This is a genomic window from Streptomyces sp. NPDC056452, assembly GCF_042796085.1.
Classification (GTDB): Bacteria; Actinomycetota; Actinomycetes; order Streptomycetales; family Streptomycetaceae; genus Streptomyces.
Window position 1 is genome coordinate 153,005 of sequence record NZ_JBHTRI010000011.1, and the last position, 24,608, is coordinate 177,612.

The following is a 24,608-nucleotide window of genomic DNA, read 5'->3' on the forward strand; positions in this document are numbered from 1 at the left end:
ACCCGGGCGCCCCGCAGCCCCCCGGCCCGCCCGGTGCGCCGCAGCCGCCCGCCCCGTTCGGCTCCACGCCGCCTCCGGGTGGCGGTGTTCATCACGCCGCGACCATGATGGCGGGCCCCGGCCAGGTCGGCCCGGGTGCGCCGCAGCCGCCCGGTCCTCCGGGTCCGCCCGGGATGCCGGGTCCGCACACCCCGCCGCCTCCGGCGTACGGCTATCCGCAGCAGCCGACCGGGCAGCCGACGGTCGGCCCGGGCTACCAGGCCGTGCTGCGCTTCCGTGCGCCCGACGGCAGTGAGCAGCAGCTGATCCGCCGTTCGGCGCCCGGTACTCCGCACCCGGAGTGGCAGATGCTGCATGAGCTGCGGGCGATGAACGTGCCGCCGCAGCAGGTCATCGAGCTGCACACGGAGCTGGAGTCGTGTGAGCTGCCCGGTGGTTACTGCGCGCGGATGATCCGGGAGACCTGGCCGCAGGTGCGGATCACGAGCGTCGCCCCGTACGGGACGGACCATGCGAGCCGGCAGCAGGGCATGCAGCATCTGCTGACGCATCAGGGTGAGCTGCACCAGGTCGCCGACGGTCCGGCGCGGCCGGCTCCGGTGCGGGCTCCGCTGCCGCAGATGCCGCCGGCCGGCGCCGTGCCGCCCGAGGCGCTCGCGGAGGAGCTGCTGCAGGCGTTCGGTCCGCAGGGTGTGCTTCGCTTCGATCAGCGTGCGGTGTCCCGTCAGGGTGTGCCCGAGGTGGTGGGGCGGACGCTCGTGTGGGCGGGTCTGCCCGCTGATTTCGGGCCGTTCTTCTGGGCGCAGCCGGGGCAGCCGGTGGTGCCGACGCTGGCCGAGCTGGCTGCGCAGCGTCAGGTGCAGCCGGCGTCGGACGCGGGTTCGTACCTGGTGATGGGGTCGGACTTCGGCCGGGCGATCTGTGTGCAGTACGGCACGGCGAACATCGTGGCCGTGCCGGTCGAGCCTGGTCCGGGTGGGCAGCCGGTGCCGCCGCAGTTCGTGAATACCGGGCTGCCGGAGTTCGTGCGGTCCATGGCGTTGCTGGGCCGGATGTGGCGGCTGCGGTTCGGGTTGAATCCGGAGCAGGCCGGCCGTTGGACGGTTGATTTCCAGGCGCAGTTGGTGGCTCTGGACCCGGCGGCGCTCGCGTCGCCGGAGAGCTGGTGGTCGGTTCTGCTGGAGCAGATGTGGGACGGACTGCTCTGACCTGACGTGTGCGGTGTGAGGCGCCCGGACCCCGGCAGGGGGCCGGGCGCCTTTTGTGTCCGGTTGTGTCGGGGTCTGTGATGCCGGTCGCTTCCGTCCTGAATGCAGCTGATCGATTCCGACTTCTGGCACCAATTACCGCATCCTTGACGTATTGCTTGGTGGTCGGGGAGTCGGAGAGCGGGAAAGAGGCTTCAGGGATGAGTGGTGGACCGGTGTCCGCGCACGGTTTTGTCGGTGTTCGGGGACGTGGTTACCGGCCGGAGCAGGTGGACCGCACCGTGGCCGCCCTGTCGGCGGAGCGGGACGGGGCGCGGGAGCGGCTCGACCGGCTGACGGTTCTGGCGCAGGAGCTGACGGCGGAGTCGGCGCGGCTCGGTGAGGCGGTGGCTGCGCTCGCGCCGCAGACGTATGTGTCGCTGGGGGAGCGGGCCCAGCAGATCCTGGCGCTCGCGGAGGCCGAGGCGGAGGCGGCGCTGGGTGGGGCGGTCGAGGAGGCGCAGGCGCTGCGGGACGCGGCGGATGCGGCGGGCCGGGCGCTCCGTGAGGCGGCGCGTGAGGATGCGGCGGCTGTGCGGGCGGCTGCCGAGGCTGGTGCGCAGGAGGTGCTGGCCGGGGCGCGGGGGACGGCCGGAGCCCTTGCGGAGGATGCGCGCAAGGAGGCCGGTGAGGTGCGTGCGGTCGCGGAGGCGGCGATGGAGGGGACGCGTCGCCGTACCGCGGGTGTGCTGGCCCATCAGGAGCAGGAGCATGCCGAGCGGGGGAAGGCCGCCGAGGACGAGATCGCTGCGTCCGAGGCCGAGGCGGTGGCGTACGAGGCGGAGCTGACCGCGCGGGGCGAGGCGTTGCTCGCGGAGGCGCGTCGGGGGCTCTCGGAGACGGAGGAGGCCGTCCGGCACGGCCAGGAGGACGCCGATGCCCGGGCCGCGGAGCTGTTGTCCGCGGCCGGGGCGGCCCGGGAGCGTGTGGTCAGGGAGACGGAGCGGGTTCTGCGTGAGCACGAGGAGGGCTGCGAGGAGGTGCGGGCGCACATGGCGCACGTACGCAATTCGCTGGCGGCGCTCACCGGGCGTACGGCTCCCGCGGAGAGCTGACCGGGCGGCTCGCGGGTGGGGCGCCGGCCAGGATCCAGGGTTCGACGGCCTCGTACTGGCGGCGCTGTTCGTTGTCGTCGCCCCGGCCGAGCACGGTTCCCAGCCAGCCCGCGAGGAATCCGAACGGGATGGAGACGAGCCCGGTCGTGGTGAGCGGGTACCAGTTGAAGTCGCGTCCGGGGAACACCGAACCGGGTGATCCGGAGACGAGGTTGGTGCCGGTGATGAGGACGAGGACGCAGGCGGTGCCGCCCAGGAGTGTGCAGAGCAGTCCGGTGCGGGTGAAGCGCCGCCAGAACATGCTGTAGACGAGTGCGGGGGCGATCGCCGATGCGCCGATGCAGAACGAGAGCGCGACGAGGGCCTGGACGTTCCAGTGCCGGGCGAGTACGGCGAGGGCGACGGCCGTCGCCCCGACTGCGACGGCGGCGGCCTGCGCCGTGCCCATCTCGATCCTGCCGGTGACGGGTTCCCTGCTCCGGTCGCGTATGCCGTGCAGTCCGTGGGCGAACAGGTCGTGGGCCAGGGAGTTGGCGCAGGCCAGGATCATTCCGGCGACGGAGGCGAGCAGGGTCAGGAAGATCGCCGTGGTCATGGTGGTGACGACGAGTGCCCCGGCCGCGCCGCCGCCGGCGACGGCTCCGGCGACCTGGAGGATCGCGCTGTTGCCCTGGGCGCCGGCGGCGGTGATGAGGTCGTGTCCGACGAGTGCCGCGGCGCCGAAGCCGATGATCGCGAGCAGCAGGCAGAGTCCGACGACGACGCAGACCGCCCAGGACAGGGAGCGGCGGACGGCCTGTGCGCTGCGGACGCTCGTCATCCGCATGGTGATGTGGGGCAGGCAGGCGCCGCCGAGGACGACGGTCAGTTCGGAGCTGATCATGTCGAGGTCGTTGCCGCCGAACTGCAGGCCGGAGTGCAGGTAGGCGGCACCCGCGCCGCTGCCGCGCTGGGCGGCGGCCAGGAGGGCGCCGGTGTCCCAGTCGAAGCGGTTCATGACGAGTACGGAGACGAGGAGTCCCGCGCCGAGGAGCACCACGGTCTTGATGATCTGGATGAGTGCGGTGCCCTTCATTCCGCCGATCGCCGCGTAGCCGATCATCACGACGCCCAGAGTGATGATGGAGCCGGTGCGGAACCCGGAGCTGTCGAAGCCGAGGATGAAGGAGAGCAGATTGCCGCTGCCCGCGAGCTGGACGACCATCAGCGGGAGCAGGGCGGCGAGGGTGACCGTGCAGGAGGCGATGCGTGCGGACCGGCCGGGGGCCCGGCGGGTGAGCATGTCGCCCATGGTGAACCGGCCTGCGTTGCGCAGGGGTTCGGCGAGCAGAAACATCAGCAGGACGAGCGAGAGCATGGTGCTGAGGGCGAGGACGAGGCCGTCGTGACCGGTGAGGGCGATGACGCCGGTGGTGCCGAGGACGGTGGCGGCGGAGAAGTAGTCGCCGGCGATGGCGAGGCCGTTGCGCAGTGGGGAGAGCGAGCGGTAGCCGGTGTAGAACTCGTCGAGGTCGTCGCGGTCCGGGCCGGTCATGACGCAGAGGAGCAGGGTGACGCTGGCTACGGCGATGAACGCCGTGAGGGACATGGTCTGGGCGGACTCGTCGAATCCGTTCATCGGCCTGCTCCGGTCCGGCGGCGTTCGGCCGGCCCGTCGTCCCTGTCGTGGTGGGCGCCGCGGCTGCGCAGTCCGGCGCAGAGCGGGTCGACGGTGCGCCGGGCGGTCCACTCGTACACGCCGATGGCCAGGAGGGTGACGGGGAGCTGGCACAGGCCGAGGAGGAAGCCGGTGGTGAGGCCGCCGTCGCCCACGGGGTCGGTCATCAGGCCGGGTGCGTATCCGGACAGGAGCAGGAACAGCGTGAAGTAGCCGAGGGCGGTGAGTGTCGCGACGCGGCGCAGCACCCGGTAGGCGGTCCGCAGTCTGCGCAGGTCGCCGTGGTGGCCGGGTGCGGGGACGGGGGTGGTTGCGGGGGCGGGCCAGCGTGGTGGTGGCTGTGGTGACGAGCTCTGCCAGGGCAGGAGGTACTCGCCCGGGTACGGGGGTGGCTGCGGGCGCTGTCGCGGTGGCCGGGGAGGGCGCATGCGGGGTGGCGGGAAGGCGGGTTGCGGCGGGAGCGGGGGTTGCCGCCGCGGTGGGTAGGGGGGTTGGTGCGGGTGGTCGTACGACATCGGGTGGTGCTCCTTGCATGGCTCGGGTCCGGGGACGGACTGCAAGGCAGGAGCGCGGGTGCGCTGTAGGGAGCGCGAACGTTACTCGTGGGTATGGCCGCTGGGGAGGGTTACGGCCGAACTACCTTCGGTAACCTTCCAGTTGTCTAGTCCTTGAACTCGGGGGAGGGGCTTTCGCGCTCCTCCAGGACCGGAAAACGCCGTGGGGCGACGACGACGAGCACCAGCAGGGCGAGTGCGGCGGCCCCCGCGGCGCCGACGAACACGTAGTCGACGGCGGTGTCGACGGCCCGGCGCAGATAGTCCGTCGCGGCGGCGGAGAGCGCTGCCGGATCCTCCAGCGCGTGCGAGATCGCGTCCAGGTCGCCGGGCAGTCCGGGGACGGGGGCGGCGGCCAGCCGGGAGGCGAGCACTCCGTTGGCGACGGCGCCGAAGAGCGCGGCGCCCAGGCTCTGGCCGACCTGGCGGCAGAACAGGACGGATGCCGTCGTCGTGCCCCGCTCGGACCAGCCGACCGTCGACTGGACCCCGACGATCAGGGGCAGTTGGAAGAGGCCGAGTGCCGCGCCGAGCAGCAGCATGATCAGGGCGGGCTGCCAGGGAGCGCCGGGGAAGGGCAGCAGGGGGAAGGCGAGCAGGATCAGCAGGGCGCCGGTCATCCCGGTGATCGCGGTGCGGCGGAAGCCGATGCGGTTGTAGACGCGGTCGGAGAACGCGGCGGCCACGGGCCAGCTCAGCGTCATGACGGAGAGGACGAACCCGGCGGCGATCGGGCCGAGTCCGAGGACCGATTGGGCGTACGTCGGCAGGAACACGGTCGGCGCGACCATCAGCAGGCCCATCGCGCCCAGGGCCAGATTGACCGAGGCGATGGTGCGGCGCCGCCAGACCCAGCCGGGGATGACGGGTTCTGCGGCGCGCCGTTCGATGAGGACGGTCAGCGCGGCCATGGCCGCGCTCGCACCCAGGAGCCCGATCGAGGGGGCCGAGAGCCACGGCCAGGCGACCCCGCCCTGGACGAGCGCGGTCAGCAGGAGCGCACCGGTGGCGAAGACCGCGAGGGCCCCCGCCCAGTCGATGCGGGGGCGGGTGGCGGGGCGCGGGCGGGCCGGTTCGTGGAGGTGACGGACCACCAGCCACAGGGCGATCGCGCCGACCGGCAGATTGATGAGGAAGATCCAGCGCCAGTCGGCGTACGCGGCGAGCAGTCCGCCGATCGCCGGGCCCGCGACGGCCGATGTGGCCCAGACGGTGGACAGCTTCGCCTGGATCTTCGGGCGTTCCTTGAGCGGGTAGAGGTCGGCCGCGATGGTCTGCACCGTGCCCTGGAGGGCGCCGCCGCCGAGGCCCTGGACGACCCGGAAGGCGATGAGGGCGGCCATGTTCCAGGCCGCGGCGCAGAGTACGGAGCCGGCCAGGAAGAGGATGATGCCCGCGATCAGGACGGGCTTGCGGCCGAAGGTGTCGGAGAGCTTTCCGTACACCGGAAGGGTGACGGTCACGGCGAGCAGGTAGCCGGAGAAGAGCCAGGAGAACACGGCGAAGCCGCCGAGGTCGCCGACGATCTGCGGGACGGCTGTGGCGACGATGGTGCCGTCGATGGCGGCGAGCGCCATGCCGAGCATCAGCGCGGCGACCACGGGGCGCCTGCCGCGGTCGGATGTGGTCGTGGCGGTGCCTCCGTACCCGGCCCCGGGCCCCGTACCCGGCCCTGCCCCGGGCCCCGTTCCCGTTCCGGCTCCCCCTCCGGGAGGTCCGGATGCCGCCGCGGAACCGCTGTCCGTCCCGCCCGCGCTGCCCGTGCCGCCCACAGGGTTTCCTTTCCCTATGCATCTAAATTCTGGGGACACTGTCTCACCGCCGGAGGCCCGGCGGCAGCATGGGGCCGAGGGATGAGATCCCCTACCCAGGTCTCCTCCCGGGGTCGCAGACCCCTAGGGGGAGCTCCGTACTTCTGGCCAGGGGTCGTTCCTCCCGGCGGAGGACGTGCCGCGGGGGCCCCGTTCCTTACGGTGTTCTTACGCCGCGAGTGCGGCTGACCGCAGAGGGCGGGGTGGGGAAAACCCCACCTGAAGACTGCGCTGGGCACCAGCGCGCCGGACCCCCTCCGCACACGAGACTCGGAACGTACACAGAGACGTCCAGGCATCGACCGACATAGGAGAAAAACCGTGACAACGGCTGTAACCATTCCCAGGCACGGGGGCACTGGAGGGCGTACGGCCGTCGCTGCGCGAGCGCGGCAGGTCGTCAAGGCGTACGGCGCGGGGGAGACCCGGGTCGTCGCGCTCGACCACGTCGATGTGGACATCGCACGCGGGCAGTTCACGGCGATCATGGGTCCGTCCGGCTCCGGCAAGTCGACCCTGATGCACTGCCTGGCCGGTCTGGACACCGTGACCTCGGGCGAGATCCACCTCGCCGACATCGAGATCACCAAGCTCAAGGACAAGAAGCTCACCCAGCTGCGCCGGGACCGGATCGGCTTCATCTTCCAGGCGTTCAACCTGCTTCCGACGCTCAACGCGATCGAGAACATCACGCTGCCGATGGACATCGCGGGCCGCAAGCCCGACGCGGCGTGGCTGCAGCAGGTCGTGGAGACCGTCGGTCTCGCCGACCGGCTGAAGCACCGGCCGACGCAGCTCTCCGGCGGCCAGCAGCAGCGCGTGGCCGTGGCCCGTGCCCTGGCCGCCCGTCCCGACATCATCTTCGGTGACGAGCCCACCGGGAACCTGGACTCGCGGGCCGGCGCCGAGGTGCTGTCGTTCCTGCGCAGGTCGGTGGACGAGCTGGGCCAGACCATCGTCATGGTCACCCACGACCCGGTCGCCGCGTCCTACGCGGACCGGGTGCTGTACCTCGCGGACGGCTCCATCGTCGACGAGATGCAGAACCCGACGGCCGATCAGGTCCTGGACCGGATGAAGGACTTCGACGCGCGCGGGCGGACCTCATGACCGTCTGGAAGACCTCGATGCGCAACTTCTTCGCGCACAAGGGACGGATGGCGCTCTCCGCCGTCGCGGTCCTGCTGTCGGTGGCGTTCGTGTGCGGCACGCTCGTGTTCACCGACACGATGAACACCACCTTCGACAAGCTGTTCGCGGCGTCGTCGGCAGATGTCACCGTCAGTCCGAAGACTGCCGAGGGCGCGGACGAACTGCCGGAGAACGGCCGGCCCGAAGCGCTGCCCGCCTCCGTCCTCGCCGAGGTCGAGAAGGCCGACGGGGTGAAGGAGGCCGAGGGCGGAGTCATGAGCATGTCCGTCACGGTCGTCGACAGCCACAACAAGAACATGGGCTCCGAGACCGGCGCCCCGACGATCGCCGGCAACTGGACGCGCAACGACCTGCGTTCCATGGAGATCACCTCCGGTCACGCACCGCGCGGCCCGACCGAGGTCATGGTCGACGCCGACACCGCCGAGAAGCACCACCTGAAGATCGGTGACGAGCTGCGGACCGTCGCCGTCACCGGTGACATCACGGCGAGGATCAGCGGCATCACCGCCTTCACCGTGACCAACCCGGGTGCGGCCGTCGTCTACTTCGACACGGCCACCGCCCAGCAGAAGCTGCTCGGCAGGCCCGGCGTCTTCACCCACATCTCCGTCCAGGCCGAACCCGGCGTCGACGACAAGCAGCTGAAGAAGAACGTCGCCGCGGCCCTGGGCGGCACCGGTACGTACAAGCTGCAGACCCAGGACGAGGCCGCCGCGGCCAACAAGGACTCCATGGGCTCCTTCCTGGACGTCATGAAGTACGCGATGCTCGGCTTCGCCGGGATCGCCTTCCTCGTCGGCATCTTCCTGATCGTCAACACCTTCTCGATGCTGGTCGCCCAGCGCACCCGCGAGATCGGCCTGATGCGGGCCATCGGTTCCAGCCGTAAGCAGGTCAACCGGTCCGTGCTGGTCGAAGCGGTGCTCCTCGGCATCGTCGGCTCGGTCCTCGGCGTGGGCGCCGGGGTCGGCCTGGCCGTCGGGCTGATGAAGCTCATGAGCGCCATGGGCATGGAGCTGTCCACCAAGGACCTCACCATCGCCTGGACGACTCCGGTCATCGGGCTCGCGCTCGGCGTCATCGTGACCGTCCTCGCCGCCTACATCCCGGCCCGCCGGGCAGGCAAGGTCTCCCCGATGGCGGCCCTGCGTGACGCCGGTACCCCGGCGGACGCGAAGTCCGGCTGGATCCGGGCCGCCGTCGGCCTGGTCCTCACCGGTGCGGGCGCTGCGGCCCTGTGGGCGACGACGCAGGCGGACAAGGCGAGCGAGGGCTCGCTCTTCCTCGGCCTGGGCGTGGTCCTCACCCTCATCGGCTTCATCGTCATCGGCCCGCTGCTGGCCGGCGTGGTGGTGCGGGCGCTCAGCGTCGTCGTACTGCGGCTCTTCGGTCCCGTCGGCCGGCTGGCGGAGCGCAACGCGCTGCGCAACCCGCGGCGTACGGGAGCGACCGGTGCGGCTCTCATGATCGGCCTGGCCCTGGTGGCCTGCCTCTCGGTCGTGGGCTCCTCCATGGTCGCCTCGGCCACCGAGGAGCTGGACAAGTCGGTCGGTACGGACTTCATCGTCCAGTCGAGCACCGGCCAGCTGGTCGTGCCCCAGGCGGCGGAGGCCATCAAGAAGGTGCCCGGCATCGAGCACGTCACCGACTACAGGTCCGTCAGCGCGAAGCTCACCTCCCCCGACGGGAAGACGGAGGACGAGGGAGTCGTCGCCGCCGACCCGACGTACCAGGAGGACCTGCGGCGCACGACGGTCGCCGGTGATCTCGGAGACGCGTACGGCAAGAACGCCATGTCGGTCGGCGACGACTACGCCGTCCGGCACGGGATCGAGGTCGGGGACGAGATCACGGTCGCGTTCAAGGCCGGCGAGACGGCGAAGCTGAAGGTCGCCGCGATCACCTCGGACGAGACGAACGTGGACAAGGGCGCGATGTACACCAACATCACGACCGTCGAGCAGTACGTCCCCGCCGACCGGATGCCCGAGAACATGATCATGTTCGCCAAGGCGAAGGACGGCAAGGAGAAGGAGGCGTACACGGCCCTCAAGAGCGCGCTCGCCGAGTACCCGCAGTACAAGGTGCAGAACCAGGCCGACTTCAAGCAGGACCTGAAGGACCAGATCGGCCAGCTGCTGAACATCGTGTACGGCCTGCTCGCCCTGGCGATCATCGTCGCGGTGCTCGGTGTGGTGAACACCCTGGCCCTGTCGGTGGTCGAGCGGACCCGTGAGATCGGCCTGATGCGGGCGATCGGCCTCTCCCGCCGCCAGCTGCGGCGCATGATCCGGCTGGAGTCCGTGGTCATCGCCCTGTTCGGTGCCCTGCTCGGGCTCGGCCTGGGCATGGGCTGGGGCACCTCGGCCCAGAAGCTGCTGGCCCTGGAGGGTCTCGGCGTCCTGGAGATCCCGTGGCCGACGATCCTCACGGTGTTCGTCGCCTCGGCCTTCGTCGGACTGTTCGCCGCGCTGGTCCCCGCTTTCCGGGCCGGCCGGATGAACGTCCTGAACGCGATCGCCACCGACGGGTGAGCATGCCCGTCGTAGGATGACTGATCCGGCCCCGGGGCGTTCCTCCAAACGCCCCGGGGCCGGATCCGTTTCCCGTGACGGTGGCCGGGACCCCCTGTTGCGGGAGCGGCTGTCACACCGGAGTCGTACGCTGGAAGCCCCGGCCCGTCCTACGTGTCGGGCCCTTCGCGTTGCTCACTCCTCGCCCCACCGGACGGAATGCCTTCATGAGCCTGCACGGTCTGCTGGACGTAGTCGTCACCGATCCGGCGCTCTCCGAAGCGGTGAAGGCCGCCACCGACGGCCACCGGACCCATGTCGACCTGGTGGGTCCGCCCGCCGCCCGCCCCTTCGCGGTGGCCGCACTGGCCCGTGAGGCGGGGCGGACGGTGCTCGCCGTCACCGCGACGGGACGCGAGGCCGAGGACCTGGCAGCAGCGCTGCGCACCCTGCTGCCCCCGGACACCGTCGCGGAGTTCCCGTCCTGGGAGACCCTGCCCCACGAACGGCTCTCGCCCCGCTCGGACACCGTGGGCCGCCGCCTCGCCGTGCTGCGGCGGCTGGCCCACCCGCGGCAGGACGACCCGGAGACCGGCCCGGTCGCCGTGGTGGTCGCGCCGATCCGCTCGGTACTCCAGCCGCAGGTCAAGGGGCTCGGCGACCTGGAGCCCGTGGCGCTGACCGGCGGGCAGACCGCCGATCTGGGCGAGGTCGTGGACGCGCTCGCCGCGGCAGCGTACTCCCGCGTCGAACTGGTCGAGAAGCGCGGCGAATTCGCCGTGCGCGGCGGCATCCTGGACGTCTTCCCGCCGACCGAGGAGCACCCCCTTCGGGTGGAGTTCTGGGGCGACGACGTCGAGGAGATCCGCTACTTCAAGATCGCCGACCAGCGGTCGCTGGAGGTCGCCGAGCACGGACTGTGGGCGCCGCCCTGCCGCGAGCTGCTGCTCACCGAGGACGTACGGAACAGGGCCGCGCTCCTCGCCGAGGCCCATCCCGAGCTGGGGGAGCTGCTGGGCAAGATCGCCGAGGGGATCGCCGTGGAGGGCATGGAGTCCCTCGCCCCGGTGCTGGTCGACGAGATGGAACTGCTCCTGGACGTCCTGCCCAAGGGCTCGATGGCGGTGGTCTGCGACCCGGAGCGGGTGCGGACCCGGGCGACCGACCTGGTCGCCACCAGCCAGGAGTTCCTCCAGGCGTCCTGGGCGGCCACCGCGGGTGGCGGCGAGGCCCCGATCGATGTCGGCGCGGCCTCGCTGCGGGGCATCGCCGATGTCCGCGACCATGCCCGTGAGCTGGGCATGATGTGGTGGTCGGTCTCCCCGTTCGCGGCGGACGACGAGCTGGACGAGGACACCCTGAAGCTCGGGATGCGCGCCCCGGAGGCGTACCGGGGCGACACCGCCCGTGCGCTCGCCGACACCAAGGGCTGGCTCGCCGACGGCTGGCGCACGGTGTACGTCACCGAGGGGCAGGGGCCCGCCTCCCGCACCGTCGAGGTGCTCGGCGGCGAGGGCATCGCGGCCCGCCTCGACCAGGATCTGAGAGAGATCACGCCGTCGCTCGTCCACGTCTCCTGCGGGGCCATCGACTACGGCTTCATCGACGCGGGCCTGAAGCTGGCCGTGCTGACGGAGACGGACCTGACCGGGCAGCGCACGGCCACCAAGGACCTGGGCCGGATGCCGGCCAGGCGCCGCAAGTCCGTCGACCCGCTGACCCTCCAGGCGGGCGACTACATCGTCCACGAGCAGCACGGCGTGGGCCGCTACGTCGAGATGGTGCAGCGCACCGTGCAGGGCGCGACCCGCGAGTACCTCCTCGTCGAGTACGCCCCCGCCAAGCGCGGCCAGCCCGGCGACCGCCTCTACATCCCCACCGACCAGCTGGAGCAGGTCACGAAGTACGTCGGTGGCGAGGCGCCCACCCTCCACCGGCTCGGCGGCGCCGACTGGACCAAGACGAAGCAGCGGGCCAAGAAGGCGGTCAAGGAGATCGCCGCCGACCTGATCAAGCTGTACTCCGCGCGGATGGCGGCCCCGGGGCACGCCTTCGGCCCGGACACCCCCTGGCAGCGCGAGCTGGAGGACGCCTTCCCGTACGCGGAGACGCCCGACCAGCTGTCCACGATCGCCGAGGTCAAGGAGGACATGGAGAAGTCCGTCCCCATGGACCGGCTGGTCTGCGGCGACGTCGGCTACGGCAAGACGGAGATCGCGGTCCGTGCGGCGTTCAAGGCGGTTCAGGACGGCAAGCAGGTCGCCGTCCTCGTACCGACGACACTGCTGGTCCAGCAGCACTTCGGTACGTTCACCGAGCGCTACGCCCAGTTCCCCGTCAATGTGCGGGCCCTGAGCCGCTTCCAGTCGGACACCGAGTCGAAGGCGACGCTGGAGGGGCTGCGCGAGGGCTCCGTGGACCTGGTCATCGGCACGCACCGGCTGTTCTCGTCCGAGACGAAGTTCAAGGACCTGGGTCTGGTCATCGTCGACGAGGAGCAGCGCTTCGGCGTCGAGCACAAGGAGCAGCTGAAGAAGCTCCGCGCCAACGTCGACGTCCTCACGATGTCCGCGACGCCCATCCCCCGTACGCTCGAAATGGCCGTCACCGGCATCCGCGAGATGTCGACGATCACGACGCCTCCGGAGGAGCGGCATCCCGTCCTCACCTTCGTGGGACCGTACGAGGAGAAGCAGATCGGCGCGGCCGTACGGCGTGAACTGCTGCGTGAGGGACAGGTCTTCTACATCCACAACCGGGTGGAGTCCATCGACCGTGCGGCGGCCAGGCTGCGGGAGATCGTGCCGGAGGCCCGGATCGCCACGGCGCACGGCCAGATGGGCGAGAGCGCGCTGGAGCAGGTCGTCGTCGACTTCTGGGAGAAGAAGTTCGACGTGCTCGTCTCCACGACGATCGTCGAGTCCGGCATCGACATCTCCAATGCGAACACGCTGATCGTGGAGCGCGGCGACAACTTCGGCCTGTCCCAGCTGCACCAGCTGCGCGGCCGGGTCGGGCGGGGCCGGGACCGTGGCTACTCGTACTTCCTGTATCCGCCGGAGAAGCCCCTCACCGAGACCGCGCACGAGCGGCTGGCGACCATCGCCCAGCACACCGAGATGGGCGCGGGCATGTACGTGGCCATGAAGGACCTCGAGATCCGTGGCGCGGGAAACCTGCTGGGCGGTGAGCAGTCCGGTCATATCGCGGGCGTCGGGTTCGACCTGTACATCCGGATGGTCGGCGAGGCGGTGGCCGACTACCGGGCGGCCGTGGACGGCGGGGTCGAGGAGGAGCCGCCGCTGGAGGTCAAGATCGAGCTCCCGGTCGACGCGCACGTCCCGCACGACTACGCCCCGGGGGAGCGGCTGCGACTCCAGGCGTACCGGGCCATCGCCTCCGCGAACACCGAGGACGACATCAGGGCGGTCCGCGAGGAGCTCACCGACCGCTACGGGAAGCTTCCCGAGCCGGTGGAGAACCTCCTGCTGGTCGCGGGCCTGCGCATGCTGGCCAGGGCCTGCGGGGTGGGTGAGATCGTGCTGCAGGGTGCGAACATCCGCTTCGCCCCGGTGGAGCTGCGCGAGTCGCAGGAGCTGCGGCTGAAGCGGCTGCACCCGAAGACGGTCATCAAGCCGGCCGCGCACCAGATCCTGGTGCCGCGCCCGACCGCGGGCCGGATCGGGGGCAAGCCGGTGGTGGGGCGTGAACTCCTGTCGTGGACCGGGGAGTTCCTTACGACGATTCTGGGGTCGTAGCGGAATCCGTGGCTGCGGCCGAAGTCCTGTCCGGGGTCTCCGGGTTGAAGAGCAGGCCGGTGAGCGTCCGGAAGACCTCCTCGGGGTCCCGGCCGTCCACCGGCCCTTCCAGGTTGCCGCTGAGCAGCAGGGTGGCGAAGCCGTGGGCGAGGGACCAGGCGGCGATGCCCGCGAGCCGGTCGTCGGCGCCGCGCCCGGATGCGGGAAGGCCGCTGATCCCGGTGCGGAGCGCTTCGGTGGCGCGCGCTTTCGCGGCGAGCAGCTCCGGGTCGTCGGCGTGGTGCAGCTCGGGGCGGAACATCACCTGGAAGTGCGCGGGGTGCCCGGCCGCGAACCGTACGTAGGCCACGCCCCGTTCCCGTAGGTCCGGCGCGGCGGCGAGGGCGTCGGCGAACAGCGTGTAGCCCTCGGCCGCGATGGCGGTGAGCAGGCCCGTCCGGTCCTTGAAGTGATGGGCCGGTGCGGCGTGCGAGACACCGGCCCGGCGGGCCAGGTCGCGCAGGCTCAGCGCGTCGGGGCCTTCGGCGGCGACGACGTCGAGGGCGGCGGTCAGGACGGCGCGCCGCAGGTCGCCGTGGTGGTAGGTGCGCTCACTGGTCATGGTCAGCACAGTACGCCGTATCTAGTCATTGACAAGTTCTTCCTCGAGGAGCACGCTTGGATCTAGTCAGTGACAAGATGAGCCGTTCTGCGGAAGGCGGAGACATGTCCGACGAGCTGGGTCGCGTACGCCAGATGTGGCACCTGCTGGAGCCCCTGCACGCCGTCCTCTACTACGCGCCGGAAGCCTTCGAGGAGGCCTCCGCGCTCGGTCACGCGGTCGACGAGCGCTGGCCGAGCTACTTCGCCTGGCGCGCGGCGCCGCTGGGGGCGGTGGGCGCGGACCGGGTCACCGCCACGTTCTACAGCTTCAGCCCCCGGATGACCGGAAAGTACGTCCCGGCCGGCTGGTCCGTCGCCGGCCCCGAGGCGGTCCTCGCGGCCCGTACGAGGGCCGTCGACCGGGCGTACCAGGGCCTGTTCGGCGACCGGGTGCGCGGCCCGGAGTTCGCCGAGGCAGCCGCGCTCGCGCGGCGGGCGGCCCTGGCCGCGGACGTCGCGGGCCGCCCGCTGGCCGAGGCCAACGCCGCTCTGTCCTGGCCGGACGCACCGCACCTGGCGCTCTGGCAGGCCGCGACGGTCCTGCGGGAACACCGGGGGGACGGCCACCTCGCGGCGCTCGCCGAGGCCGGCCTCGACCCGGTCGAGTCGCTGGTCTCCTTCGCGGCCGTCGGCGCCGCCCGCCCGGAGGTGTTCGCGAGCCGGGGGTGGAGCGAGGAGGAGTGGGCGGCGGGCCGGCAACGGCTGGTGGAGCGTGGGTTGCTGGAGGCGGACGGTACGGCCACGGACGCCGGGCGGGCCCTGCGCGCACAGGTGGAACGGCGCACGGACGAACAGGCGTCAGGGCCCTGGGAAGTACTCGGACCCGAGGAGCGGGAGCGGCTCGTGGAGCTGCTGGGGCCGCTGTGGGTGGAGGTGCTCGGCTCGGGGCTGTTGCCGTCCGAGACGACGCTGGGCATCGGGAAGGTCTGAGACGACGCCGGGCATCGGGGAGGTCCGAGACCGCGCCGGGCATCGGGGAGGTCCGAGACGACGTCGGGCATCGGGAAGGTCCGAGACCGCGCCGGGCGCCTACTCTGGACCGCTGTGACATCTCATCGTGCAGCAAGCCACCGAATCCGCCTGCTCCCTCTCGCGGCGGTGACACTGACGGGCTCGCTCGCCCTCGCCGGGTGTGACGCCGGGAGCCTGTCCCCCGACCCTCCGTCCGGGACCGCGCCCGCCGCGGGCGGAACGGCGATGCAGGCCGTCGAGGGCCTCACCGTGAAGGGGCGGGCCCCCAGAACCGGTTACGAGCGGGACGAGTTCGGCTCCGCCTGGCTGGACACCGACCGCAACGGCTGCGGGACCCGGGACGACATCCTCGCGGACCAGCTGAGCGATGTCTCCCGTGCGGCCGACGGGTGCAAGGTGCTGCGCGGGGTGCTCGACCCCGACCCGTACACGGGGACGCGCATCACGTTCGAACGAGGGCGCAGCAAGGTCGACATAGACCATCTCGTCGCCCTGTCCGACGCCTGGCAGAAGGGTGCGCAGCAGTGGAACGACAGCAAGCGGCGCGCCTTCGCGAACGATCCGCTCAACCTCGTCGCCGCGGACTCCTCGGCCAACCGCCGCAAGGGGGACGGTGACACCGCCACCTGGCTGCCTCCCAACAAGGCGTACCGCTGCACGTACGTGGCGGGACAGGTCTCGGTCAAGAAGAAGTACGGGCTGTGGGTGACGCGGGCCGAGCGGGACGCGATGGCGAAAGTGCTGGCGGCCTGCCCGGACCAGAAGCTTCCGGCGGGCGGCAATCCCACCGAGAGCACCGGGCGTTGACCGGCGGCGGGCTCTGGGGCACCCGATGTGAATACTGGGCGCATGTGGAAATGGCGTATGACGGCCGTCGGCGTGAACCTGCTGCTCGGCATACCCGGAATCGTTCCGGTGTGGCTCCTCTGGTACTTCGTGTCGAACGGCCCGCTCGCGGACATGGGCTACACCCGGCGTGAGGCCACGGAGAACGACGGCATGATGCTGTGGCTGGTGATCATCGTGCCGGTCGTGGTGCTGTTCGGGATTCTGTGGTGGCTCGCCAACGGCCCGGTACGGCGCAGGGTGCAGCTCGACCCCCTTCTGTACTGGCCGGCCGGTGTCCTGCTGACACTCGTGCCCACGCTCGCGCTCATCGTCGCCGGCTCCGTGTGACGCGGCCGGTCACCAGGACACCCGCCGCCCCCGCGCCGGTGCGGCCCGGGAAATGGGTTGGCGGGTGGGGGCGGCGTGTCTAGCGTGGCCGGATGGACCTGATGATCACCACCCTCGCCGCACGGCCCGAGCTGGCCCGGGCGATGGACGAGATGCCGGACACCTGGCCCGAGTTCGTACTCGAGGACCTGGTCGGCTGGGCGAACTTCCCGCGGATCGCCGTGGAGTTCCCCGAGTACGTGCTCGTCGCCACCGACCCGGAGGGTGCTGTCGTCGCCCGGGGATACAGCGTGCCGTTCGCCCTGGAAGCGCCGGGAAGGGGCAGGCTTCCCGGCAACGGGTGGGACCAGGTGCTGCTGTGGGCGTTCTCCGACCTGCGGCGCGGGCGCACCCCCGACACGGTGAGCGCGATCGAGATCACGGTCGCCGAGGGGCACCTCGGGCGGGGGATCTCCGGCCGGATGGTCGCCGCGATGCGGGAGAACGCCGGACGGCTGGGCTTCGGGGAGCTCGTCGCCCCGGTACGGCCGAGCGCGAAGCACACCGATCCCCTGGCGCCGATGGAGGAGTACGCCAGGCGGACCAGGGACGAGGACGGGCTGCCCCGCGACCCGTGGCTGCGGGTCCATGTGCGGGCGGGCGGGGTGATCGAGGCGGTGGCGCCCACGTCCATGACGGTCAGCGGTTCGCTCGCGCAGTGGCGGGCCTGGACGGGGCTGCCCTTCGATGCCGAGGGGCCGGTGGTGGTGCCGGGAGCACTGGTGCCTGTGCACTGTTCGACCGAGCACGGATACGCGGTGTACGTCGAGCCGAACGTGTGGGTGCGGCACAGGGTGTGACAGTGCGGCCGGCCCCCTGTCCGGACGGGGGGCCGGCCGCACGGCGGGCGGTCAGCCGGTTACCGGTCTCTTCACGGCGAGCGGGGCGCCGAACTCCGAGAACTCCACGGTGAGCGGCTTCTCCGCGCCGTCGGTGAGGCGCATCTTCAGGAGGTGGGGCTTCCCCTCCGTGGCAACGCTCGCCGTCCACTTCTCCCGGCCCGTTCCGCCGGTCAGGGTCAGGCAGGGTGTGCCGGCGATCGTTGCCTGCCTGCCCTTGCGGGTGGTCGCGCTCGTTGCGGCGAGACGGTCGAGGAGGGCCTTCGGATCGCAGAAGCGCAGGCTCTGAGCCGTGCGGCGGTCGTCCGGGCGGGCCTTCACCCAGTGTCCGGCGAGCCTGTTGACGTCGGCGTCCCGGACCGGGCCGTCCACGGCTGCCGCGCGGAGCATCGCCTTGTCGGACTTCGTGTACACGGCGCCGTCGGCGCGGATCAGTTCCATGGTGCCCGCGGATCCCAGCGAGAACGTTCCCGTGCACGCGCCCCTGGCGCCCGAGGCGACGAACGCCTGGACCGGGCCGTCCGCCGACTGTGTGGTCACGGTCAGACGTACGGTCGCGGCCGCCCGGGTGGCCGCGACCGCCTTGTTGGTGACCTCCGGGCCGGTGAGACCGGAGAACGGAGCCTGCGCCCCGGGGCCGGTGGCGAACGCGTCGCAGGCGGTGAGGCCGAGTGCCGCCGCGGCGCAGAGAGCGGCTGCGGAGATGCGGGCTGAGAGGCAGCGCACGGGTCGGGGCTCCGGGGTGTCAGGGGCGGGTACGGGAGGTGCCGGGCCGGGGGTGGCCGGGCCTGGCGGCAGGGCCGGGGTGGGTCAGAGCTTCAGGTCCCACTGGCTGGCGTCCCAGTCGAAGCCGGGGCTGACCTCGACGCTCAGGTTCTTGGCGTCCGCAGGGGCGTCGAAGGCGAACTGCACGGTGATCTTCTTGCCCGGCAGGACCGTGCCGCTGAAGCCCTCGCCGACCTTCCCGTCGAAGATCTGCTCGGCGTTGACGCCGTCGTCACCGGCGCGGGCGTCGACGCTGACCAGTGCGGAGTCGAACTTCTCCTTCGTCTTGTTCTCGATGACGACGGAGACCTTGTAGGCGCGATTGCCCTTGGTGTGCCCCGCGGCGTACGCGTCGGGTGTGTACGCGGCGGCGCTGCTGACCGTGACCTCGAGACCGTCGTCGTACACAGCGGTGTCACGCCCCGCGAGCGTCTCACCGGCGGCGGGCTCGTCATCGGTCTTCGGGGCGTCGGCCGTGTCGCCCTTCGCGCCGTCCTTGGCATCGCCCTTCGCACCGTCCGCCCCGCCCGGCTTCGCCGAGGCCGAGCTGTCCGCGACGGACTTGTTGATGTCGTTCACCACGTCGTCCACGGCCTTGAAGGTGAGCACCGCGCCGACCACCGACAGGATCAGCGCGACCAGGCCGAGCACGGCGCCGAACGTGGTCACGCCCTTGTTGCTCGCCTCGCCGCGCTTGGCGCGGCCCCGCCCCGCGAGGCCCAGGATCAGGGCGATGACGCCGAGGATGCCCGCCAGCCAGAACATGAACGGGATCAGGCCGGCGACGGCACCGATGATGCCGAGGACGAGGGCGGCGGTGCCGAGGCCGTTGCGGACGGGACGCAGGCCGGGTTCCTGGGCGGGGGCGTACGGCTGCTGGGGCTGCGGCGGCTGCGGCGGCTGCGTGAACTGGGACATGGCTGTGCCCTCCGGCGACATGCGGGGATGTGTGAGCGGTTCTGTGCGCCACATCGAGCGGCGACAGGTCAATAAGAGCAGAGCCTGTGAACCGAGTCAACAGGCTTTGAATCGGAACGGGTTCGTCCACAGTGTGAACCGATGGATCGGCAACCAGTCGGTATGCTCGCCGGCAGGACGGATCTAGCGGGGAGACAGCCAGTGCCGGAGAGCTCGACTGAGGTGACCGCGGCCGGGATCGCACGGCTCGCAGGGGTGGGGCGTGCGGCCGTCAGCAACTGGCGCCGTCGCCACGCGGACTTCCCCAAGCCGGTCGGCGGCACCGAGACCAGCCCGTCCTTCGCCCTGCCCGAGGTCGAGCAGTGGCTGCGCGAGCAGGGAAAACTCGCCGAAGTCCCGCTCCGCGAGCGGGTCTGGCAGCAGCTGTCCGGCCATCCGGCCGGCGCCGTCACCGCCCTGATCCACGCAGGCTGCGCCCTGCTGCTCGTCCGGGACAGGCCCACCGCCTGGCTGGAGATCACCGCCGTCTCGGACGCCCGGATGGCCCGTGTCCTCCCGGGCGCTCTGGACGACGTACTGACGGCGCACTTCGGACGCGAGCGCGCAGTTCACACCCCTGACGCCGCCGGCCTGGCGCCCTCGGTCCCGCTCCTGCGCGCCGTCGCCGAGCTGGCGGCCGGGACCGGTGTCCGGAAGGCCTTCGAGTTCCTCTTCGTCCGGCAGCTCGACGCCAATCCACGCCAGTACACCCTCACGCCGCCCGACTTGGCCGAGCTGATGGCCGATCTGGCCGAGCAGGACAGGGCCGCAGGCCTGCGGAGCGGAGCGCAGCCCGCCCGTGCCGTCCTGGACCCCGCCGCCGGAACAGGAGCCCTCCTGCGCGCGGTCGGAGGCCCCACGGCGCTGTACGCGCAGGAGGCCGACCCCGAGCTCGCCGCGCTCACCGCGCTCCGGCTCGCCCTGCACTCCGACGGCCCCGCGGGGAAGGACGGGGGCGCGCTCACGGTCCGCACCGGCGACACCCTGCGCGCCGATGCCTTCCCCCGGCTGACCGTGGACGCCGTGCTCTGCCACCCGCCGTTCAACGAGCGCAACTGGGGTCACGACGAGCTGGCCTACGATCCCCGCTGGGAGTACGGCTTCCCCGCCCGCACCGAATCCGAACTCGCCTGGGTACAGCACGCCCTGGCCCGTCTCCGCGAGGGCGGGACCGCCGTAGTGCTGATGCCCCCGGCCGCCGCCTCGCGCCGTTCGGGCCGCCGGATCCGTGCCGACCTGCTGCGCCGAGGCGCCCTGCGCGCCGTCATCGCGCTGCCGGCCGGCGCCGCACCCCCGTACGGCATCCCGCTCCACCTGTGGGTCCTGCGCAAGCCGGGCGCGGGGCACCGCCCCGTGCCCGAACTCCTGCTCGTCGACACCGCCGAGAGCGCCGAACCGGCAGCGGGCGCCGCGTCCCCGGCGGCCGGGGGCCGCGACCGGATCGACTGGACGGCCGTACGGAGCGCCGCACTCGGGGCCTGGAACGCGTTCACCGAGGACCACGGGACCGAGGGGAGCGACGGTACGGGCGGGAAGAGCCGGGCGGACCGTGTCGACCGCCCCGGTGTCAGCCGCGCGGTCCCCGTCATCGAGCTCCTCGACGACGACGTGGACCTGGCCCCCGCCCGCCATCTGCCACCCCCGGCCTCCGGCGGCGGCGCGGCCGAGCTGATCCGCGTACGGGAGCGGCTGGACGACACCCTGAAGCTCACCGCCCGCCTCACCCCGCCGCCCGCAGCCCCCTCGGACCTGGTCAGGCGGCCCCTCACCACCGTCGGTGAACTGGCCCGCGCGGGAGCCCTGCAGCTGCGTACCGGTGGTTCCGGCAGCGGTACCGCACCCGTCCTCACCGAGCACGACGTGCTCGCCGGCACGGCCCCCAGTGGCTCCCCCACCGCACCGGCCGCCCCCTCGGAGGACGAGGCGCTCCTTCTCGAACCGGGCGATGTCGTCGTGCCCGTCCTGGGCGGCGGCTCGGTCACCCGGGTCGTCGACGACGCCACCGCGGGTGCCGCGCTCGGCCGCAACCTCCAGCTGCTGCGCCCCGATCCTGCCGCGCTCGACCCCTGGTTCCTCGCCGGGTTCCTGCGCGGCACCGCCAACAACCGGCAGGCCAGCAGCTACGCGTCCACCGCCACGCGGCTCGACGCCCGTCGTCTCCAGCTGCCGCGGCTGCCGCTGGCCGAACAGCAGAGGTACGGCGAGCAGTTCCGCGCCCTCGCCGCATTCGAGGACGCGCTGCGCACGGCCGGACGGCTCGGCGGCCGACTGGTCCAGGGCATGTACGACGGGCTCACCGACGGCACGGTCGCGCCGAAGTGATGTGAAGCACAACGGTTGTGCACAACCCGGGACCCGTTGTCCGTGTCGGTGTATACGCTCACACCACCCGTCCGACACACGCCCTTCCAGGAGCAGCACATGCATGGCTACGGCTATCCGCCGGAGCAGCAACCGAGGCGCCGCCCGTCCCCGGCGACGCTGATCACGCTGCGCGTGCTTTTCGTGGCGCTCACCATGTTGAGCTGTGGGTTCCTCGCCTGGGCAGCCATGCTGCGGCTGGCGATCGTCACCCGCAGGAAGCGCGACTGGTATCTGCTCGCCCTCGTGTTCGCGCTGAACGTCGGACTCGTCGTGTTCTTCGGGACGTTGCCCGAAGACGCCGAGGAGATGACGGACGCGGAGGCGCTCATCGGCATCGGCTGGCTCTTCGTCGTCGTCGCAGGCACGGTCACCTACTACCTGTACGCCGAAATACGCCACTTCGGACCGTACGGCGGCCCGCAACCGGGGCCGCCCCCGCTCCCGTACGGTGGTTACGCGCAGCAGCAGACCGTGCCCGCCGCGCCCAGGCCCACCTACGGCTACCCGCCCGTCCCGACGCCTCCGCCGGCCCCGGCGCAGCCGCCTGCCGCGACGCCCCCGCCCGCCGTGCCCTCGCCCGCCTCGCCGCAGCGCCTGGACCAGGTGCGCGCCGAGCTCGACGAGCTGAGCGACTACCTCCGCAAGGAGGGCGGCAGCCAGTGAACGGGCGCGTCATCGCAGGGCGGTACGAGCTGGCGACCATCCTCGGTCAGGGCGGCATGGGCCAGGTCTGGACGGCGTACGACAAGCGCCTGGACCGCCGGGTCGCGGTCAAGCTCGTGCGCCCCGACCGGGTCGCGGGCCCCTCCGGCAGTGACGCCGCCGACGAACTGCGCCGCCGGTTCGTCCGGGAGTGCCGGGTCACCGCCCAGGTCGACCACCCCGGTCTGGTCACGGTCCATGACGCGGGCAGCGACGACGACGACCTCTACCTCGTCATGCAGTACGTCGAGGGGGCCGACCTCGCCGACCACCTGGCCGAGCACGCCCCGTACCCGTGGCCCTGGGCCGTCGCGATCGCGGCGCAGCTCTGCGCCGTGCTCTCCGCGGTGCACGCGGTGCCGATCGTCCACCGCGACCTCAAGCCCCGCAACGCGATGGTCAGGCCCGACGGCACCGTCATCGTGCTCGACCTCGGTGTCGCCTCCGTCCTGGACACCGACACCACCCGCCTGACGCACACGGGCTCACCGATCGGCTCCCCGGCCTACATGGCGCCCGAGCAGGCGATGGGTGGCGCCGTCGGCCCGTACACGGATCTCTACGCACTCGGGGTGCTGCTCCACGAACTGCTCAGCGGTGACGTGCCGTTCGCGGGTTCGACCGCCCTCGGTGTGCTGCACCGCCATCTCTACGAGCCGCCGCTCCCGGTCCGCCATCTCAGGCCCGAGGTTCCCGAGGCGCTGGAGGCCCTCGTGCTGAGGCTGCTCTCCAAGGACCCGCAGCACCGCCCGGCCTCCGCCCAGGAGGTGTACGAGTCGCTGCGCCCGCTGCTGCCCGTCGGGGGCGCACCGGCGGGCCCGCTCGACCCGACCCGGCCCTTCCTGAGGCCCCACGCACCCTGGCCGGACCGGGCGGCCACCCCGGCGTCCGCGCCCGTGCCCGCCCCGGTGCCCCTGCCCGCGCAGCAGTCGGCGACGACCCACGCGCCGCCCGCCCGCCGCGATGTCGCACAGGCGGTCGACGAGGTGAAGCAGCTCATCGGCGAGGGCCGGATCACCCAGGCCGTGGACATCCTGGGCGGGATCCTCCCGGCGGCCGCGGCCGAGCACGGGGAGCACTCCCCGGTCGTCCGGATCCTGCGCAAGCAGTACGCGGCCACGCTGATGGACGACGGCCAGTACCGCCGTGCCCTGCCCGAGCTGCGCCGTCTCGCCGAGGACCGCACCGCCGAGGCGGGCCCGGCCGACGCCCAGACCTTGCAGTTCCGCTACGACGCGGCGCAGTGCCTGGAGCAGTTGGGCGAGGCGGCCGCGGCACTCACCGAGTACCGCGCGGTCCTCCCGTACTACGAGAACGCCTACGGGGCGCCGCCCCCGGACCGTTCCCGGGCCTTCGACATCCGGCACCGCATCGGGCACCTGCTGCTCGCGGTCGGCGACCACGCGGCGGGGCGCAGGCAGCTGCAGGGGCTGCTCTACGACGCGGAGCGCACGTACGGTCCGCACCACCCGCTCCCCGTCGAACTGCGCAGGCAGCTCACCCATCAGCAGGACGTGCGCGGCGGCTGAGATCCGGCCCGGACGGCGCCCCGAGGGGCCCGTCGCCGCACCGCATCCCCAACTCCTCCCGAATCGTTGGTCGAATCAGTGGCCCGAACCCCTTCCACTGCCTAACATCGATCACCGCAAGGCTTTGTGCACTGATGCACAAACTCTCCCCGGGAGGCTCCTTTGCACCGCCGACGTCGCACCGCGCTCGCCGTTTCCGTCGCCACGCTCGTCGCGGCACCCCTGCTGACCGCCTGTGGCAACGAGGCGCACCCAGGCGCCGCTGCCGTGGTCGGCGGGGACCGGGTCGACATGTCCACGGTCCAGGGGCAGGCGGCGGAGGTGCGCAGTGCGCAGAAGGCGTCGCAGCAGTCCGCGCAGCTGGTCAAGAAGTCCGGGCAGCTCACCCGGGCCAAGCTGCACGGGATCGTGTTCGGGATGGTCCTGGACCGGGCCGCGAAGGACGCGGGGGTGAGCGTCAGCCGCAAGGAGATCCAGCAGATCCGTCAGCAGGCCGCCGCACAGTACGGCGGTGACAAGGGCCTGCAGACCGTGATGCTGGAGCAGCGCTGGGTCGCCCCGGACCAGATCGAGGGCGATCTGCGCAAGGAGGTCCAGCTGCCGAAGCTGGCCGCGGCGCTCGGTGTCGACCTGCAGACCCCCGCCGGACAGCAGGTCGTCGGCGAGGCTCTCACCAAGGCGTCGAAGGCCCTGCACGTCGACGTCAACCCGCGCTTCGGCTCCTGGGACGACAAGCAGGTCCAGCTGAGCACCTTCAAGGCTCCGTGGATCAACCAGGTCACCAAGTTCCAGGAGCAGGAACCCCAGTCGGGCGCCTGACCGGGGCCGGGACCGGGAACGGGAGCCAGGACCGGGAGGGTCCCGGCCGGGGTA

Annotated in this window: 19 protein-coding genes; 13 read left to right on the forward strand and 6 right to left on the reverse strand. The window is 71.8% G+C overall.

Features of this window, described 5'->3' with window-relative positions; genetic code table 11:
* Both ACFQ6X_RS13795 and ACFQ6X_RS13800 read left to right on the forward strand, forming a co-directional pair.
* On the forward strand, positions 1-1,208 hold a 1,208-nt coding region (locus ACFQ6X_RS13795; protein ID WP_383180707.1), incomplete at its 5' end, for an SUKH-4 family immunity protein.
* 200 nt (positions 1,209-1,408) lie between these two features.
* Positions 1,409-2,302 carry a cellulose-binding protein gene (locus tag ACFQ6X_RS13800; RefSeq protein WP_383180709.1) on the forward strand — a complete coding sequence of 298 codons (894 nt, stop codon included), beginning with the start codon at positions 1,409-1,411 and terminating at the stop codon, positions 2,300-2,302.
* On the opposite strand, the gene ACFQ6X_RS13805 is transcribed toward ACFQ6X_RS13800, so the two are convergent.
* From ACFQ6X_RS13805 to ACFQ6X_RS13815, 3 genes are all read right to left on the reverse strand, one after another.
* Positions 2,271-3,920, reverse strand: coding sequence for a cation acetate symporter (locus ACFQ6X_RS13805; protein ID WP_383180711.1), 1,650 nt, complete (start codon positions 3,918-3,920; stop codon positions 2,271-2,273). The two genes, ACFQ6X_RS13800 and ACFQ6X_RS13805, sit on opposite strands and share 32 nt — an antisense overlap.
* Complete coding sequence (locus ACFQ6X_RS13810) at positions 3,917-4,387, reverse strand: DUF485 domain-containing protein (RefSeq protein WP_383180714.1); 471 nt, start codon at positions 4,385-4,387, stop codon at positions 3,917-3,919. Before ACFQ6X_RS13810 ends, ACFQ6X_RS13805 begins: the two co-directional genes overlap by 4 nt.
* A 233-nt stretch (positions 4,388-4,620) precedes the next feature.
* The gene (locus ACFQ6X_RS13815; RefSeq protein ID WP_383180717.1) at positions 4,621-6,285 is read right to left on the reverse strand and encodes an MFS transporter; all 1,665 of its coding nucleotides are present in this window, start codon (positions 6,283-6,285) and stop codon (positions 4,621-4,623) included.
* A 360-nt stretch (positions 6,286-6,645) separates the two neighbouring features.
* Here ACFQ6X_RS13815 and ACFQ6X_RS13820 point away from each other — a divergent pair, with 360 nt between their 5' ends.
* From ACFQ6X_RS13820 to mfd, 3 genes are all read left to right on the forward strand, one after another.
* Positions 6,646-7,434, forward strand: a complete 789-nt coding sequence (locus ACFQ6X_RS13820) for an ABC transporter ATP-binding protein (RefSeq protein WP_329210230.1) — start codon at positions 6,646-6,648, stop codon at positions 7,432-7,434.
* Complete coding sequence (locus ACFQ6X_RS13825) at positions 7,431-10,013, forward strand: ABC transporter permease (protein ID WP_383180720.1); 2,583 nt, start codon at positions 7,431-7,433, stop codon at positions 10,011-10,013. The genes ACFQ6X_RS13820 and ACFQ6X_RS13825 overlap by 4 nt, the downstream gene beginning before the upstream one ends.
* Before the next feature lie 206 nt (positions 10,014-10,219).
* Entirely contained in the window at positions 10,220-13,750 is a 3,531-nt protein-coding gene (gene mfd / locus ACFQ6X_RS13830) for a transcription-repair coupling factor (protein WP_383180723.1), read from the forward strand.
* On the opposite strand, the gene ACFQ6X_RS13835 is transcribed toward mfd, so the two are convergent.
* Positions 13,728-14,351, reverse strand: coding sequence for a TetR/AcrR family transcriptional regulator (locus tag ACFQ6X_RS13835; RefSeq protein WP_383180726.1), 624 nt, complete (start codon positions 14,349-14,351; stop codon positions 13,728-13,730). The two genes, mfd and ACFQ6X_RS13835, sit on opposite strands and share 23 nt — an antisense overlap.
* 104 nt (positions 14,352-14,455) lie before the next feature.
* Here ACFQ6X_RS13835 and ACFQ6X_RS13840 point away from each other — a divergent pair, with 104 nt between their 5' ends.
* From ACFQ6X_RS13840 to ACFQ6X_RS13855, 4 genes are all read left to right on the forward strand, one after another.
* The gene (locus ACFQ6X_RS13840; RefSeq protein ID WP_383180729.1) at positions 14,456-15,322 is read left to right on the forward strand and encodes a hypothetical protein; all 867 of its coding nucleotides are present in this window, start codon (positions 14,456-14,458) and stop codon (positions 15,320-15,322) included.
* Positions 15,323-15,490: 168 nt separating this feature from the next.
* Complete coding sequence (locus ACFQ6X_RS13845) at positions 15,491-16,171, forward strand: HNH endonuclease family protein (RefSeq protein WP_383180732.1); 681 nt, start codon at positions 15,491-15,493, stop codon at positions 16,169-16,171.
* A 42-nt stretch (positions 16,172-16,213) separates the two neighbouring features.
* The gene (locus ACFQ6X_RS13850) at positions 16,214-16,540 is read left to right on the forward strand and encodes a hypothetical protein (RefSeq protein WP_383180735.1); all 327 of its coding nucleotides are present in this window, start codon (positions 16,214-16,216) and stop codon (positions 16,538-16,540) included.
* A 92-nt stretch (positions 16,541-16,632) separates the two neighbouring features.
* Positions 16,633-17,379, forward strand: a complete 747-nt coding sequence (locus ACFQ6X_RS13855) for an N-acetyltransferase (protein WP_383180738.1) — start codon at positions 16,633-16,635, stop codon at positions 17,377-17,379.
* 51 nt (positions 17,380-17,430) lie between these two features.
* Here ACFQ6X_RS13855 and ACFQ6X_RS13860 read toward each other — a convergent pair whose 3' ends face one another.
* Both ACFQ6X_RS13860 and ACFQ6X_RS13865 read right to left on the reverse strand, forming a co-directional pair.
* Positions 17,431-18,144, reverse strand: a complete 714-nt coding sequence (locus ACFQ6X_RS13860; protein ID WP_383180741.1) for a hypothetical protein — start codon at positions 18,142-18,144, stop codon at positions 17,431-17,433.
* An 84-nt stretch (positions 18,145-18,228) separates the two neighbouring features.
* A complete protein-coding gene (locus ACFQ6X_RS13865) occupies positions 18,229-19,101 on the reverse strand; it encodes a DUF4190 domain-containing protein (protein ID WP_383180744.1) in 873 nt (290 codons plus the stop codon).
* Positions 19,102-19,302: 201 nt separating this feature from the next.
* On the opposite strand from ACFQ6X_RS13865, the gene ACFQ6X_RS13870 reads away from it, so the two are divergent.
* The 4 genes from ACFQ6X_RS13870 to ACFQ6X_RS13885 all read left to right on the forward strand — a co-directional run bounded on the left by ACFQ6X_RS13870 (position 19,303) and on the right by ACFQ6X_RS13885 (position 24,554).
* Positions 19,303-21,462: an N-6 DNA methylase gene (locus tag ACFQ6X_RS13870; protein WP_383180747.1), complete on the forward strand. Its 2,160-nt coding sequence runs from the start codon at positions 19,303-19,305 to the stop codon at positions 21,460-21,462.
* Between the two features lie 99 nt (positions 21,463-21,561).
* Positions 21,562-22,167, forward strand: a complete 606-nt coding sequence (locus tag ACFQ6X_RS13875; protein WP_383180750.1) for a hypothetical protein — start codon at positions 21,562-21,564, stop codon at positions 22,165-22,167.
* Entirely contained in the window at positions 22,164-23,735 is a 1,572-nt protein-coding gene (locus ACFQ6X_RS13880) for a protein kinase (protein WP_383180753.1), read from the forward strand. The genes ACFQ6X_RS13875 and ACFQ6X_RS13880 overlap by 4 nt, the downstream gene beginning before the upstream one ends.
* A gap of 162 nt (positions 23,736-23,897) precedes the next feature.
* A complete protein-coding gene (locus ACFQ6X_RS13885) occupies positions 23,898-24,554 on the forward strand; it encodes a SurA N-terminal domain-containing protein (RefSeq protein WP_383180757.1) in 657 nt (218 codons plus the stop codon).
* The last annotated feature ends 54 nt before the right edge of the window (positions 24,555-24,608 follow it).

Coding starts and splice junctions, on each gene's coding strand:
- ACFQ6X_RS13805 (WP_383180711.1), bottom strand. CDS start 3,920: ATGAACGGATTCGACGAGTCCGCCCAGACCATGTCCCTCACGGCGTTC.
- ACFQ6X_RS13865 (WP_383180744.1), bottom strand. CDS start 19,101: ATGTCCCAGTTCACGCAGCCGCCGCAGCCGCCGCAGCCCCAGCAGCCG.
- ACFQ6X_RS13810 (WP_383180714.1), bottom strand. CDS start 4,387: ATGCGCCCTCCCCGGCCACCGCGACAGCGCCCGCAGCCACCCCCGTAC.
- ACFQ6X_RS13825 (WP_383180720.1), top strand. CDS start 7,431: ATGACCGTCTGGAAGACCTCGATGCGCAACTTCTTCGCGCACAAGGGA.
- ACFQ6X_RS13840 (WP_383180729.1), top strand. CDS start 14,456: ATGTCCGACGAGCTGGGTCGCGTACGCCAGATGTGGCACCTGCTGGAG.
- ACFQ6X_RS13850 (WP_383180735.1), top strand. CDS start 16,214: ATGTGGAAATGGCGTATGACGGCCGTCGGCGTGAACCTGCTGCTCGGC.
- ACFQ6X_RS13800 (WP_383180709.1), top strand. CDS start 1,409: ATGAGTGGTGGACCGGTGTCCGCGCACGGTTTTGTCGGTGTTCGGGGA.
- ACFQ6X_RS13875 (WP_383180750.1), top strand. CDS start 21,562: ATGCATGGCTACGGCTATCCGCCGGAGCAGCAACCGAGGCGCCGCCCG.
- mfd (WP_383180723.1), top strand. CDS start 10,220: ATGAGCCTGCACGGTCTGCTGGACGTAGTCGTCACCGATCCGGCGCTC.
- ACFQ6X_RS13835 (WP_383180726.1), bottom strand. CDS start 14,351: ATGACCAGTGAGCGCACCTACCACCACGGCGACCTGCGGCGCGCCGTC.
- ACFQ6X_RS13855 (WP_383180738.1), top strand. CDS start 16,633: ATGGACCTGATGATCACCACCCTCGCCGCACGGCCCGAGCTGGCCCGG.